This is a genomic window from Cedecea colo (assembly GCF_011808225.1).
Lineage (GTDB): Bacteria > Pseudomonadota > Gammaproteobacteria > Enterobacterales > Enterobacteriaceae > Dryocola > Dryocola colo.
In genome coordinates this window covers 20,290-34,574 of the sequence record NZ_SOYS01000007.1, presented here as the reverse complement: position 1 = coordinate 34,574, position 14,285 = coordinate 20,290, and the positions used below count along the sequence as shown (strand labels likewise).

The window sequence follows — 14,285 nt, the reverse complement described above, 5'->3', positions numbered from 1 at the left end:
GGAAAAATCCGTCGTTATCCTATACCAAAACCCCGCAATGTTGATGGCCGAAATGGACTTTTTTTCATTCGAGTTGTTTATACGGCAACGATTGCGTCCCACATTAATTGCGCAAATTGGGTAAGATGGTGCTTCACTTTAAGAAAAGGAAGCGGCATGTCCCGGATAGATGCGGTGTTCTTCGACTGCGATGGCACGCTGGTCGACAGTGAAGTAATTTGCTCCAGAGCCTACGTACATATGTTTGCGCAATACGGCATCGAACTTGCGCTTGCAGAGGTCCATAAGACCTTCAAGGGTATTAAGCTTTACGAAATTATCGATACCATAAGCCAGCAGTATGGCGTCAGCCTGGCCAAAACCGAGCTTGAGCCAATTTATCGCGCTGAGGTCGCAAGGCTGTTCGATAGCGAACTACAGGAAATTTTGGGCGCAGCGGCGCTGGTTGAGCGTATAAAAGTCCCGATGTGTATCGTTTCCAACGGGCCGGTCAGCAAAATGCAGCATTCGCTGGGCAAAACCGGCATGCTTGGCCATTTCACGGACAAACTTTACAGCGGCTACGATATTCAGTGCTGGAAGCCGGACCCGGCGTTAATGTTCCACGCGGCCGATAAAATGCAGGTAGATGTGAAAAACTGCGTGCTGGTGGACGATTCTATGGCGGGCGCGCAATCGGGCATCGCGGCGGGAATGGAAGTTTTCTATTTTTGCGCCGATCCGCATAACCCGCCGATCGATCATCCAAAAGTGACGACGTTTACAGATTTGGCGCAGCTACCTGAACTGTGGCGTGCGCGCGGGTGGGATATTGCACGCTAAAATTAACGCCAGCGTAAGCTGGCGTTCTTCAATTACTCTTTCGGATCTTTACCCGCCAGCAGCTTATCCAGTTCGTCGCCGCCCACGTGACGGAAATCCTGGCCCTTCACAAAATAAAAGATGAATTCGCAGATATTCTGGCAGCGGTCGCCGATGCGCTCGATGGAACGCGCGCAGAACAGCGCGGTCAGCACGCTTGGAATAGTGCGTGAATCTTCCATCATATAAGTCATCAGCTGGCGCACGATGCCTTCATATTCCTGGTCGACTTTTTTATCTTCACGGTAAATACGCACGGCTTCATCCAGGTCCATACGCGCGAACGCATCCAGCACGTCGTGCAGCATTTGCACCGTGTGGCGGCCCAGCGACTCCAGGCTGACCAGCAGCGGCTGATGCTGCTGGGAGAACTTCTCCAGCGCCGTACGGCAGATTTTATCCGCCACATCGCCGATACGTTCCAGCTCGGAAATAGTTTTAATGATAGCCATCACCAGGCGCAGGTCACTGGCGGTTGGCTGGCGCTTGGCGATAATGCGCACGCAGGCTTCGTCAATCGCCACTTCCATCATGTTGACCTTCTGGTCGCCTGCAATGACGCGTTTCGCCAGCTCGCTATCCTGGTTGTGCATCGCCGTGATGGCGTCGGAGAGCTGTTGTTCTACCAGCCCACCCATGGTCATCACCTGCGTACGAATGTGTTCCAGCTCAGCGTTAAACTGGCCTGAAATGTGTTTGTTGAGATTGAGGCTATCCATCGTGTTCTCCAAATCAACCGTAGCGGCCAGTAATGTAATCTTCGGTCTGCTTTTTAGCAGGGGTGGTAAACAGCGTGTCGGTTTCGCTGAATTCAATCAGCTCGCCTAAGTACATAAACGCCGTATGATCAGAACAACGCGCCGCCTGCTGCATGTTGTGGGTAACGATCACCACGGTGTAATCCTGTTTCAGCTCGGTAATCAGTTCTTCAATGCGCCCGGTAGAGATCGGGTCGAGGGCTGAACACGGCTCATCAAGCAACAGCACATCCGGGCGGATGGCGATGCCCCGCGCAATGCACAGACGCTGCTGCTGGCCGCCGGAGAGACTGTATCCGCTCTGGTGCAGCTTATCTTTGGTTTCATTCCACAATGCGGCTTTGGTCAATGCCCACTGCACGCGCTCGTCCATATCGCTGCGCGACAGCTTTTCAAACAGGCGCACGCCAAAGGCTATGTTGTCGTAAATCGACATCGGGAACGGCGTTGGCTTCTGGAACACCATGCCCACTTTGGCACGCAGCAGCGCAATGTCCTGGCTGTGGGTGAGGATATTCTCCCCGTCCAGCAGGATTTCACCTTCGGCGCGCTGCTCCGGGTAGAGCGAATACATTTTGTTAAAGGTGCGCAGCAGGGTGGATTTGCCACAGCCCGACGGCCCGATAAACGCGGTAACCTGGTTCTTCGCAATATCCAGATTGATGTTTTTCAGGGCATGGAACTTGCCGTAGAAGAAGTTCAAATCGCGAACCTGAATTTTGCCCGGGGCAGTATCAACCATACTCATCTGTTTCTTTATCTCCATCCGGCGCCGCTGATGCCGCGCCGTAAAATTTAACCGTGTTTACTCTTCGAGAAAATCACACGCGCCAGAATGTTCAACAGCAGCACACAAAGGGTAATGATCAGCACCCCGGCCCATGCGAGCTGCTGCCATTCGGCAAACGGGCTCATGGCAAATTTGAAAATCGTCACCGGCAGGTTAGCTATCGGCTGCATCATATCGGTGCTCCAGAACTGATTGGAGAGCGACGTAAACAGCAGCGGAGCGGTTTCACCGGCAATACGCGCGACCGCCAGCAGCACCCCGGTGATAATCCCGGAAACAGAAGCTTTGAGCGTAATCGCAGAAATCATTTTCCATTTCGGCGTGCCCAGCGCGTAAGCCGCTTCCCGCAGGCTGTCCGGCACCAGCTTCATCATGTTTTCAGTGGTGCGGATAACAATCGGGATTTGCAGCAGCGCCAGCGCAATCACCCCGGCCCAGCCGGAGAAGTGCTGCATCTTCGCCACCACCACGGTGTAGACGAACAGACCCACCACAATCGACGGTGCGGAAAGCAGGATGTCGTTAATGAAGCGGATGACTTCGGCCAGCCACGATTTACGACCGTACTCGGCCAGATAAATCCCGGCCATAATGCCAAGCGGCGTGCCGAAAACCGTCGCCCACAGAATCAGCAGGCCGCTGCCCGCCAGGGCGTTTGCCAGCCCGCCACCGGCCGTATTCGGCGGCGGCGTCATTTCGGTGAACAGCGCAATCGACATGCCATCGATGCCGCGGGTGACGGTGGAGAACAGAATCCACACCAGCCAGAACAGGCCGAACGCCATGGTGCCCATGGAGAGCGTCAGGGCGATGCGGTTCTTCATGCGACGACGCGCCTGCATTTTGCGGCGTGATTCCGCAAGCTTTGCGCTCGACTGCATTTCCATCGTGGTCATGAACGCGCCCCCTCGTTCTTCGCCAGGCGCATAATCATCAGCTTAGAGATCGCCAGTACGATAAAGGTGATAACAAACAGGATCAGGCCAAGCTCCATCAGCGCTGCGGTATGCAGGCCGGATTCCGCTTCGGCAAATTCATTCGCCAGCGCGGAGGTGATGCTGTTGCCCGGCATATAGAGCGAGGCGTTGTCGAGCTGGTAGGTGTTGCCGATGATAAAGGTCACCGCCATGGTTTCACCCAGCGCGCGGCCTAAGCCCAGCATAATGCCGCCAATCACCCCATTTTTGGTGAACGGCAGGACAATGCGCCAGATAACTTCCCAGGTAGTGCAGCCGATACCGTAGGCCGACTCTTTCATCATCACCGGCGTTTGTTCAAAGACATCGCGCATAACGGAGGCGATGTAAGGAATGATCATAATGGCCAGAATCACGCCTGCGGCAAGGATACCAATGCCGAATGCAGGGCCGGAGAACAGCGCGCCAACAATAGGTACGGAAGAAAGAATATTGCCCACCGGCTCCTGGAAGTAAGTCGCAAACAGCGGCGCAAAGATAAACAGGCCCCACATGCCGTAAACGATACTTGGGATAGCGGCCAGCAGTTCAATGGCGATACCCAACGGGCGCTTCAGCCAGCCCGGCGCCAGCTCGGTTAAGAACAGCGCGATACCAAAACTTACCGGTACGGCAATCAGCAGCGCAATAAACGAGGTAACCAGCGTGCCATAAATCGGCACCAGCGCACCGTAGATGTCGTTAGGGGCATCCCACTCTTTAGTCCACAGGAACGAGAAGCCAAACTTCTGGATACTCGGCCAGGAGGAGATAATCAGGGAGATGATGATGCCGCCCAGCAGAAATAGCACAATCAGCGCAGCCAGTCTTACCAGCGCGCTGAAAATCATATCGCCTTGCTTGCCAGGGGCTTTGAACGTCGGCTTACTCACAGCCATATATTACTCTTTTAGTTAAATGCGTTTTTTACGAATGCCCGGTAGCACGACGCTTACCGGGCCTACAGGGCTACTGTAGGGCGGATAAGCAACAGCGCCATCCGCCATCTTCGTCAAAAATTTACTATTAGTACAGCGGCTTACCAGAGCTGTCTTTCACATTGGTCTTCCATGCGGCGCGAACCTGTTCAACCACAGTGTCCGGCAAGGATGCATAATCCAGATCGTTAGCCTGTTTTGCACCTTCTTTGTATGCCCAGTCGAAGAACTTCAGCACTTCAGCGCCCTGCGCAGAATTTTTCTGCTCTTTGTGCACCAGAATGAAGGTAGTAGAGGTGATTGGCCATGCCTCATCGCCTTTCTGGTTTGTCAGATCCTGAGCGAAGGATTTGCTCCAGTCTGCGCCTTTCGCTGCATTTGCGAAGTTTTCTTCAGAAGGGGCAACCGGTTTGCCATCGGCAGAAACCAGTTTGGTGTAAGCCAGGTTGTTCTGCTTAGCGTAAGCATATTCTACGTAGCCAATTGAGCCAGGCAGACGCTGAACGAAGGCTGCAATACCGTCGTTACCCTTGCCGCCCAGGCCGGTTGGCCAGTTAACGGTGGAGCCTGCGCCAATTTTAGATTTCCACTCTTCGTTCACTTTCGCCAGATAGCTGGTAAAGACGAAGGAGGTGCCGGAGCCGTCAGCGCGACGTACAACGGCAATGTTCTGCTGTGGTAACTTCATGCCCGGGTTGAGTTTGGCGATTGCCTCGTCATCCCATTTTTTAATTTTCCCCAGGTAGATGTCACCCAGCGTTTTCCCGTCGAGCACCAGCTCACCGGATTTCACACCCGGCAGGTTAACGGCCAGAACAACACCGCCAATCACGGTTGGGAACTGGAACAGACCTTCCTGAGCCAGTTTGTCATCGGCCAGAGGGGCATCAGACGCACCGAAATCCACGGTGTTAGCAATAATCTGTTTAACGCCGCCGGAGGAGCCGATACCCTGGTAGTTTATTTTGTTACCCGTAGATTTTTGGTAGGTATCTGCCCATTTGGCATACACCGGCGCAGGGAAGGTTGCACCGGCGCCGGTCAGGCTTGCGGCAGCATTCACGCCGAAAGCGCTCAGGGATAAGGTCGCGGCGACAACAGTTGCGACGGTGGTACGCATAACTTTCATAATGTCTCCTGCAGAGGTGATAAACGTAATTCGTTGTTAACTCGTAGCAGGATAGAAAATAGGACAGTTTGGTGACAGTTAAATGTATGAAGTATGACAGTTTTATGACAGCTTCCTGCACGCCCGTTACTTAAGCGAAATACATCAGGTAAACATTTATAAATCAAAGAGTTAATTTTTCCGTCAGCGATAAAAAAAGCTGCCCGAAGGCAGCTTTTAAAAGATAGCGACAGCGTAAACTTATTCAACGGTAACCGATTTTGCGAGGTTGCGCGGCTGATCCACATCGGTGCCTTTAATCAGCGCCACGTGGTAAGACAGCAGTTGCAACGGCACGGTGTAGAAGATAGGAGCGATAACTTCTTCCACGTGCGGCATTTCGATAATGTGCATATTATCGCTGCTGGTAAAGCCTGCATCCTGGTCGGCGAAGACGTACAGCTGGCCGCCGCGGGCGCGGACTTCTTCGATGTTAGATTTCAGTTTTTCCAGCAGTTCGTTGTTTGGTGCCACAACGATAACCGGCATATCCGCATCAATCAGCGCCAGCGGGCCGTGTTTCAGCTCTCCTGCCGCGTAAGCTTCTGCATGAATATAAGAGATCTCTTTGAGCTTCAGCGCGCCTTCCATCGCGATCGGGTACTGATCGCCTCGGCCTAAGAACAGCGCATGATGTTTGTCGGAGAAATCTTCTGCCAGCGCTTCGATGCGTTTATCCTGGGAAAGCATCTGCTCGATACGGCTCGGCAGCGCCTGCAGGCCGTGCACAATGTCGTGCTCAATCTGCGCATCTGCGCCTTTCAGACGACCCAGCTTAGCCACCAGCATCAGCAGAACGGTCAATTGCGTGGTGAAGGCTTTGGTGGAAGCCACGCCGATTTCAGTACCGGCGTTGGTCATCAGCGCCAGATCGGATTCGCGCACCAGGGAAGAGCCCGGCACGTTACAAATCGCCAGCGACCCCAGATAACCCAGCTCTTTGGACAGACGCAGTGCCGCCAGGGTGTCCGCCGTTTCGCCAGACTGGGAAAGGGTGATCATCAGGCTATTGCGACGTACCGCAGATTTGCGATAGCGGAATTCTGAAGCAATTTCCACGTCGCAAGGCACTCCTGCCAGCGACTCGAACCAGTAGCGAGAAACCATCCCGGAGTTGTACGAGGTGCCGCATGCCACAATCTGGATATGCTCAACCTGAGACAACATCTCGTTGGCCGTTGGACCAAGCTCGGTCAAATCCACTTCGCCATGGCTGATACGCCCAACCAGCGTGTTTTTGATGGCATTTGGCTGCTCGTAAATCTCTTTTTGCATGTAGTGACGATAAACGCCTTTGTCGCCCGCGTCATACTGCAGATTAGATTCGATGTCCGGACGCTGAACCTGTTCACCCCGGGTGTCGAACACGGTGACGGAGCGGCGGGTCACTTCTGCGATATCCCCTTCTTCAAGGAAGATAAAACGACGGGTCACCGGCAACAGCGCCAGCTGGTCGGAAGCAATAAAGTTTTCCCCCATGCCCAGGCCGATAACCATTGGGCTGCCGGAACGCGCGGCCAGCAGAACGCCAGGATTACGGGTGTCCATAATCACCGTACCGTATGCACCGCGCAGTTGAGGAATGGCGCGCAGCACGGCTTCACGCAGCGTGCCGCCCTGTTCCAGCTCCCAATGCACTAAGTGAGCAATCACTTCGGTGTCGGTCTGTGAAACAAACCGGTAGCCGCGTGCCTGTAATGCCTCGCGCAGCGGTTCGTGGTTTTCAATAATGCCGTTGTGTACGACCACGATATGCTCGGATACGTGCGGGTGGGCGTTAACTTCAGAAGGTTCGCCGTGCGTTGCCCAACGGGTGTGGGCGATACCGGTTCCGCCGTGCAGCGCGGAATCTTGCGCAGCCTCAGCCAGCTTCTGAACTTTTCCCAGACGACGCAGGCGAGTCATATAACCCTGTTCGTCTACCACCGCAAGACCCGCAGAATCATAACCACGGTATTCCAGACGACGTAATCCTTCGAGAAGGATCTCAGCAATATCACGTTGCGCGACCGCGCCAACAATTCCACACATAGTAGTTAATTCCTGATAATGGCGTTTCGCCATGTGTTGTCGCTGACCTGTATTTCCCGGTTATCCGGGGCCCCGAGCCTTGTAGAGAGTGGGGTTATAGTTTTGGTACTGCTGCGGGGCGGGCTATTTTCGAGAACAGCCTTCACCCCAGCCTCTCCCGAAAGAGAGGGAAATCTACTTACTTTTTCTTCACCGGACGCTGCCAGCCCTGAATATGGGTCTGTTTTATGCGGCTGACGACTAACTCATTTTCTGCAACGTCACGCGTTACGGTAGTACCTGCGCCAATGGTCACGCCATTCGCCACGTTAACCGGCGCCACCAGCTGCGTGTCAGAGCCGACAAACACGTCATTACCGATAATGGTTTTATGCTTATTCGCGCCGTCATAGTTGCAGGTGATGGTGCCCGCGCCGATATTCACGTTGTCGCCAATGTCGGCGTCGCCCAGATAGCTCAGGTGACCCGCTTTCGAGCCTTTGCCCAGGCGCGCTTTTTTCATTTCGACGAAATTACCGACATGGGCGCCTTCCGCAAGCTCAGCGCCCGGACGCAGACGCGCGAACGGGCCAATAGTGCAGGCAGCCGCAAGCCGGGAATCTTCCACGACGGAATAAGGGCTGATTTCGCTATCGTCGCCAATTACACAGTTTTTAAGCAGGCAGCCGGTGCCGATTTTGACGCGATGACCTAGCGTGACGTTGCCTTCGATAATCACATTAGTATCGATTTCTACATCGCGCCCGTGATTCAGTACGCCGCGCAGGTCGAAGCGTTCAGGGTCGCGCAGCATGACGCCAGCCAACAGCAGTTTTTCTGCCTGTTCGGTCTGGTAGACGCGCTCAAGGCGGGAGAGTTGCAGGCGGTTATTCACGCCTTCCACTTCACTCAGTCTGGCCGGATGCACGGCGGTAATTTCACGGCCTTCCTGATGCGCCAGAGCGATGATATCGGTGATATAGAATTCGCCCTGAGCGTTGTTGTTATCCAGCTTGCCAAGCCAGCGCTTCAGATCTGCGCCATTGGCTATTAAAATGCCGGTGTTGATTTCGTTAATTTTGCGCTGCTCATCCGTGGCGTCTTTGTGTTCCACAATCCCGACCACGGTGCCATTTTCACGAGCAATACGGCCATAACCGGTTGGATCATCCAGCTTGACGGTAAGCAGGCCAATGCCGCCCTGAGGTTTAGCCTCACGCAGACGTTGCAGCGTTTCAACAGAGATCAACGGCACGTCGCCGTACAGCATCAAAACGTCTTCATCGTCCGCAAAGAACGGCGCCGCCTGCTGCATTGCATGGCCTGTACCCAGCTGCTCTGCCTGCAGAACCCAGTTCAGTGAGTCGTCGCTAAGCGTTTTTTTAAGCAGATCGCCGCCGTGACCGTACACCAGGTGCAAGCGCTGAGCGCCTAAATTATTAGCCGCATCAATGACATGTTGAACCATCGGTTTCCCGGCAAGGTTATGCAGCACCTTAGGGAGGTCGGAATACATGCGGGTCCCTTTGCCTGCGGCAAGGATTACCACGCTCATCGCACTGTTTGACATACGCGTCCTGACTTTACATTGTGAGAGAAGTAAAACGATTTCTTGTTGAAAATTCTACATATTTTGCATCTAAAAACACACTGACGGAAATTTACCCGGCCAGACGGCTTTTCTACAAGCTTAGCGCCCAAGTGTAGGCAGATTCAGGCCAAATATGTACACCCATTCTGCTGATATTAAGCTATCTCCCTGGATTACGGCTTCTTTTCAAGCGGGAATAAAGCCTGGGCGCAGGGAAGCGCAACAGCCAGGAGGGTAAATACGCGATGGGACGTTCAAAACCGGTGTTTTTTTAACCCAGGAACGATCGGGGCGAAAAAAATGCCAGTCAGGGATCCTGGCTGGCATTTGGCTTTTCAAGCAGGTAGTTACATCGCTTTTCTGGTCAATTCGATAACGCGCAGTTTCGCGATCGCTTTCGCCAGTTCAGCAGAAGCCTGAGCGTAGTCCACATCACCGTGGGAGCTGTGAATGTGCTCTTCCGCTTTACGTTTCGCTTCCAGGGCTCGCGCTTCGTCGAGATCCTGGCCACGAATTGCGGTATCAGCCAGCACGGTAACCGTGCCAGGCTGCACTTCCAACACGCCACCGGACAGGTAGATATACTCTTCTTGTCCGTGCTGTTTCACGATGCGGATCATACCAGGCTTAATGGCGGTGAGCAGCGGGGCGTGGCCAGGATAAATACCCAGCTCACCTTCGCTACCCGTTACCTGGATCTTCTCGACCAGACCGGAGAACATTTGGCTCTCCGCGCTGACGACGTCCAGGTGATATGTCATTGCCATGTCACCCTCCGATTAAGGCGTTAAAGTTTTTTAGCTTTCTCAACGGCTTCGTCGATAGTACCAACCATGTAGAACGCCTGCTCTGGCAGATGGTCATACTCGCCGTCCATGATGCCTTTAAAGCCACGGATGGTATCTTTCAGCGAGACGAACTTGCCTGGAGAACCGGTAAAGACTTCCGCTACGAAGAATGGCTGAGACAGGAAGCGCTGGATCTTACGCGCGCGCGCTACAACCAGTTTATCTTCTTCAGAAAGCTCATCCATACCAAGAATGGCGATGATGTCTTTCAGCTCCTGGTAACGTTGCAGAATAGACTGCACGCCACGCGCGGTGTCGTAGTGTTCCTGACCAACAACCAGCGGATCTAACTGACGGCTGGTGGAATCCAGTGGATCTACCGCAGGGTAGATACCCAGAGACGCGATGTTACGGCTCAGTACCACGGTTGCATCAAGGTGCGCAAAGGTGGTTGCTGGTGATGGGTCAGTCAAGTCATCCGCAGGTACGTATACCGCCTGAACAGAAGTGATTGAGCCGGTTTTGGTGGAGGTAATACGCTCCTGCAAAACGCCCATCTCTTCTGCCAGAGTTGGCTGATAACCTACCGCAGATGGCATACGACCCAGCAGCGCAGAAACTTCTGTACCGGCCAGGGTATAACGGTAAATGTTATCGACGAACAGCAGAACGTCACGACCTTCGTCACGGAACTTCTCAGCCATGGTCAGACCGGTCAGCGCAACGCGCAGACGGTTACCCGGTGGCTCGTTCATCTGGCCATAAACCAGTGATACTTTGTCCAGAACGTTAGAATCGGTCATTTCGTGGTAGAAGTCGTTACCCTCACGAGTACGTTCACCCACGCCTGCAAACACGGAGTAACCGGAGTGCTCGATCGCGATGTTACGGATCAGCTCCATCATGTTTACCGTTTTGCCTACGCCCGCACCACCGAACAGACCAACTTTACCGCCCTTAGCGAACGGGCAAATCAGGTCCATTACTTTGATGCCGGTTTCCAGCAGGTCTTGAGAGCTGGAGAGTTCTTCGTAGCTTGGCGCTGCACGGTGAATAGCCCAACGCTCTTCTTCACCGATGTCGCCTTTCATGTCGATAGGCTCGCCCAGGACGTTCATGATACGGCCCAGCGTTGCTTTACCTACCGGCACTTCAATTGGGTGCTCGAGGTTGGCAACTTCCAGACCGCGACGCAGACCGTCAGAAGAACCCATGGCGATGGTACGAACCACGCCACCACCGAGCTGTTGCTGAACTTCCAGCACCAGACGGTCATTACCGTTTGTAACCTCGAGGGCGTCGTACACTTTTGGTACGGCATCCTGAGGGAACTCGACGTCCACCACGGCGCCGATTACCTGGATAATCTTTCCAGTAGCCATCTTGTTGAATCCTCTACGTAATTCGTAAACCTGGTTATACCGCGGACGCGCCACCGACGATTTCGGTGAGTTCCTGAGTAATGCTGGCCTGACGAGCTTTGTTGTATACCAACTGCAGCTCTTTAATCAGGCTGCCGCCATTGTCGGTAGCGGCTTTCATCGCCACCATTCGTGCGGCCTGCTCGCTGGCCAGGTTTTCTACGACGCCCTGATAAACCTGAGATTCCACATAACGACGCAGCAGAGTATCCAGCAGCGCTTTAGGATCAGGTTCATACAGATAATCCCAGGATTTCTTTTTCAATTCGCCGTCGTCTGCTGGCGGTAACGGCAGCAGCTGGGTGATTGTCGGAACCTGAGACATAGTGTTTATAAATTTGTTGCTGACAACATACAGCTTGTCCAGACGGCCTTCATCGTAGGCCTGCAACATCACTTTCACCGGGCCAATCAACTCGGACAGGGAAGGGTTATCGCCCATACCGGTCACCTGAGCAACAACATTGCCGCCCACGGAGTTGAAGAAAGAGACGCCTTTGGAGCCGATCATCGCGATTTCGCTCTGAACGCCTTTATCGGACCACCCTTTCATGTCAGCCAGCAGCTTTTTGAACAGGTTAATGTTCAAGCCACCGCACAGACCACGGTCAGTGGACACCACCAGGTAGCCCACGCGTTTAACTTCGCGTTCATCCAGGTATGGGTGTTTGTATTCAAGATTACCCAGAGCAAGGTGGCCAATCACTTTACGCATGGTATCTGCGTAAGGACGGCTGGCTGCCATGCGTTCCTGCGATTTACGCATTTTGGACGCGGCGACCATTTCCATTGCTTTGGTGATCTTCTGCGTGTTCTGGACGCTTGCGATCTTACTACGTATCTCTTTTGCGCCGGCCATGAGCTTCTCCTCAATGCCTTGCGGCTTGCCCTAAGACAAGCCGCCAGACTTTACCAGGACTGAGTTGCTTTGAAGGAATCGAGGATGCCTTTCAGCTTGCCTTCGATTTCGTCGTTATAGCCACCAGATTGGTTGATTTCTTGCATCAGCGGAGCATGGTCACGGTCAACGTAAGCCATCAGAGCGGCTTCGAAGCTACCGATTTTAGCCAGTTCCACATCTTCGAGGTAACCGCGTTCAGCAGCGAACAGAACCAGAGACTGGTGCGCAACGGACATCGGCGCATACTGTTTCTGTTTCAGCAGCTCGGTCACTTTCTGACCGTGGCTCAGCTGTTTACGGGTCGCATCGTCAAGGTCTGATGCAAACTGAGAGAACGCAGCAAGTTCACGGTACTGTGCCAGCGCGGTACGGATACCACCGGACAGTTTTTTCATGATCTTGGTCTGAGCTGCACCACCAACACGGGATACGGAGATACCCGGGTTAACCGCAGGACGAATACCGGCGTTAAACAGGTTGGATTCCAGGAAGATCTGACCATCGGTAATGGAAATTACGTTGGTCGGAACGAACGCGGAAACGTCGCCAGCTTGCGTTTCGATAATCGGCAGCGCGGTCAGAGAACCGGTTTTCCCTTTCACTTCACCTTTGGTGAAGGCTTCAACGTATTCGGCGTTAACACGCGCAGCACGCTCCAGCAGACGGGAGTGGAGGTAGAATACGTCGCCCGGATAAGCTTCACGACCTGGTGGACGACGAAGCAGCAGGGAGATCTGACGGTAAGCAACGGCCTGTTTGGACAGATCGTCATAAACGATCAGTGCATCTTCGCCGCGGTCACGGAAATATTCACCCATTGCGCAACCGGAGTACGGCGCCAGGTATTGCAGTGCAGCAGATTCTGATGCAGTCGCAACAACAACGATGGTGTTTTCCAGTGCGCCGTGCTCTTCCAGTTTACGCACCACGTTAGAAATGGTGGACGCTTTCTGGCCGATGGCAACATAGATACATTTGATGCCGGAATCACGCTGGTTGATGATGGCATCGATCGCCAGCGCGGTTTTACCGGTCTGACGGTCGCCGATGACCAGCTCACGCTGACCACGGCCGATTGGAATCATGGCATCAACAGACTTATAACCGGTCTGAACCGGCTGGTCTACGGACTGACGCTCGATTACGCCCGGTGCAATCGCTTCAACGGCCGAGAAGCCGTCATGCTCAAGCGGACCTTTACCGTCGATTGGCGCACCCAGGGTGTTCACCACGCGGCCCAGCAGGCCACGACCGACAGGAACTTCAAGGATACGGCCAGTACACTTAACCTTCATGCCTTCGGCAAGGTCAGCGTACGGCCCCATTACTACCGCACCTACAGAGTCGCGCTCGAGGTTTAGTGCAATGGCGTAACGGTTACCCGGCAGGGAAATCATCTCACCCTGCATTACATCGGCCAGGCCGTGTACGCGGATGATACCGTCACTTACGGAAACAATAGTACCTTCGTTGTGAGCCTCGCTCACTACATTGAACTGAGCAATGCGCTGCTTGATCAGTTCGCTGATTTCGGTGGAATTCAGTTGCATGCTCCAGTCCCCTTAAGACTGCAAGACGTCTGTCAGGCGATCAAGACGGCCGCGTACGCTACCATCAATGACCATATCACCCGCACGGATGATGACACCTGCCATTACAGACTTATCAATTTTGCAATTCAGCTTCACTTTGCGTGACAGACGTTTTTCCATCGCGGCGCTGATTTTCGAGAGCTGTGCTTCACTCAGTGCGCTGGCGGAAGTCACTTCAACTTCAACCGTGGCCTCCCGGGCTGCACGCAGTTGCACGAATTGCTCAAGAACATCAGGAAGAACCTTCAGACGCCCGTTTTCAGCCATCACCCGAATCAGGTTCTGGCCGTTGGCGTCGAGCTGGTCACCACAGATAGTAATAAACGACTCAGAGAGCGTTTCCGGAGCCAATGCTCCGGAGAGAAGCTCTGCCATTTCTTCGTTTTTAGACACCTCGGCGGCGAAAGCCAGCATCTGCTGCCAGTTATCGACGCTCTGGTGCTCGACGGCAAAGTCAAAAGCTGCTTTGGCGTAGGGGCGAGCTACAGTAACAAATTCAGACATCAGCCCC

General features: G+C 53.8%; 13 protein-coding genes. 1 reads left to right on the top strand and 12 read right to left on the bottom strand.

From position 1 onward, the window contains the following. Positions 1–156 precede the first annotated feature (156 nt). Complete coding sequence (gene yieH / locus E2L00_RS14775; RefSeq protein WP_167612936.1) at positions 157–822, top strand: 6-phosphogluconate phosphatase; 666 nt, start codon at positions 157–159, stop codon at positions 820–822. 32 nt (positions 823–854) lie between these two features. Here the strand turns inward: yieH and phoU are convergent, their stop codons facing one another. The 12 genes from phoU to atpH form a co-directional block, all read right to left on the bottom strand. After that, positions 855–1,580, bottom strand: coding sequence for a phosphate signaling complex protein PhoU (phoU, locus tag E2L00_RS14770; RefSeq protein WP_167612934.1), 726 nt, complete (start codon positions 1,578–1,580; stop codon positions 855–857). Between the two features lie 13 nt (positions 1,581–1,593). After that, complete coding sequence (gene pstB, locus E2L00_RS14765) at positions 1,594–2,367, bottom strand: phosphate ABC transporter ATP-binding protein PstB (RefSeq protein ID WP_121267545.1); 774 nt, start codon at positions 2,365–2,367, stop codon at positions 1,594–1,596. 47 nt (positions 2,368–2,414) lie between these two features. Further along, positions 2,415–3,305, bottom strand: a complete 891-nt coding sequence (pstA, locus tag E2L00_RS14760) for a phosphate ABC transporter permease PstA (protein WP_167612930.1) — start codon at positions 3,303–3,305, stop codon at positions 2,415–2,417. Next, a complete protein-coding gene (gene pstC, locus E2L00_RS14755) occupies positions 3,302–4,264 on the bottom strand; it encodes a phosphate ABC transporter permease PstC (protein ID WP_167612928.1) in 963 nt (320 codons plus the stop codon). The genes pstA and pstC overlap by 4 nt, the downstream gene beginning before the upstream one ends. Before the next feature lie 127 nt (positions 4,265–4,391). Then, a complete protein-coding gene (gene pstS / locus E2L00_RS14750) occupies positions 4,392–5,432 on the bottom strand; it encodes a phosphate ABC transporter substrate-binding protein PstS (protein WP_167612926.1) in 1,041 nt (346 codons plus the stop codon). 240 nt (positions 5,433–5,672) lie between these two features. Further along, positions 5,673–7,502, bottom strand: coding sequence for a glutamine--fructose-6-phosphate transaminase (isomerizing) (glmS, locus tag E2L00_RS14745; protein ID WP_167613261.1), 1,830 nt, complete (start codon positions 7,500–7,502; stop codon positions 5,673–5,675). A gap of 178 nt (positions 7,503–7,680) precedes the next feature. After that, entirely contained in the window at positions 7,681–9,051 is a 1,371-nt protein-coding gene (gene glmU, locus E2L00_RS14740; protein WP_167612924.1) for a bifunctional UDP-N-acetylglucosamine diphosphorylase/glucosamine-1-phosphate N-acetyltransferase GlmU, read from the bottom strand. A 368-nt stretch (positions 9,052–9,419) separates the two neighbouring features. Then, positions 9,420–9,839: a F0F1 ATP synthase subunit epsilon gene (locus E2L00_RS14735; RefSeq protein WP_167612922.1), complete on the bottom strand. Its 420-nt coding sequence runs from the start codon at positions 9,837–9,839 to the stop codon at positions 9,420–9,422. Between the two features lie 20 nt (positions 9,840–9,859). After that, positions 9,860–11,242 carry a F0F1 ATP synthase subunit beta gene (gene atpD, locus E2L00_RS14730; protein WP_167612920.1) on the bottom strand — a complete coding sequence of 461 codons (1,383 nt, stop codon included), beginning with the start codon at positions 11,240–11,242 and terminating at the stop codon, positions 9,860–9,862. A gap of 34 nt (positions 11,243–11,276) precedes the next feature. Then, entirely contained in the window at positions 11,277–12,140 is an 864-nt protein-coding gene (atpG, locus tag E2L00_RS14725; RefSeq protein ID WP_167612918.1) for a F0F1 ATP synthase subunit gamma, read from the bottom strand. A 50-nt stretch (positions 12,141–12,190) separates the two neighbouring features. Further along, positions 12,191–13,732: a F0F1 ATP synthase subunit alpha gene (gene atpA / locus E2L00_RS14720; RefSeq protein ID WP_167612917.1), complete on the bottom strand. Its 1,542-nt coding sequence runs from the start codon at positions 13,730–13,732 to the stop codon at positions 12,191–12,193. Positions 13,733–13,744: 12 nt separating this feature from the next. Then, the gene (gene atpH, locus E2L00_RS14715; protein ID WP_167612915.1) at positions 13,745–14,278 is read right to left on the bottom strand and encodes a F0F1 ATP synthase subunit delta; all 534 of its coding nucleotides are present in this window, start codon (positions 14,276–14,278) and stop codon (positions 13,745–13,747) included. Between the last annotated feature and the right edge of the window lie 7 nt (positions 14,279–14,285).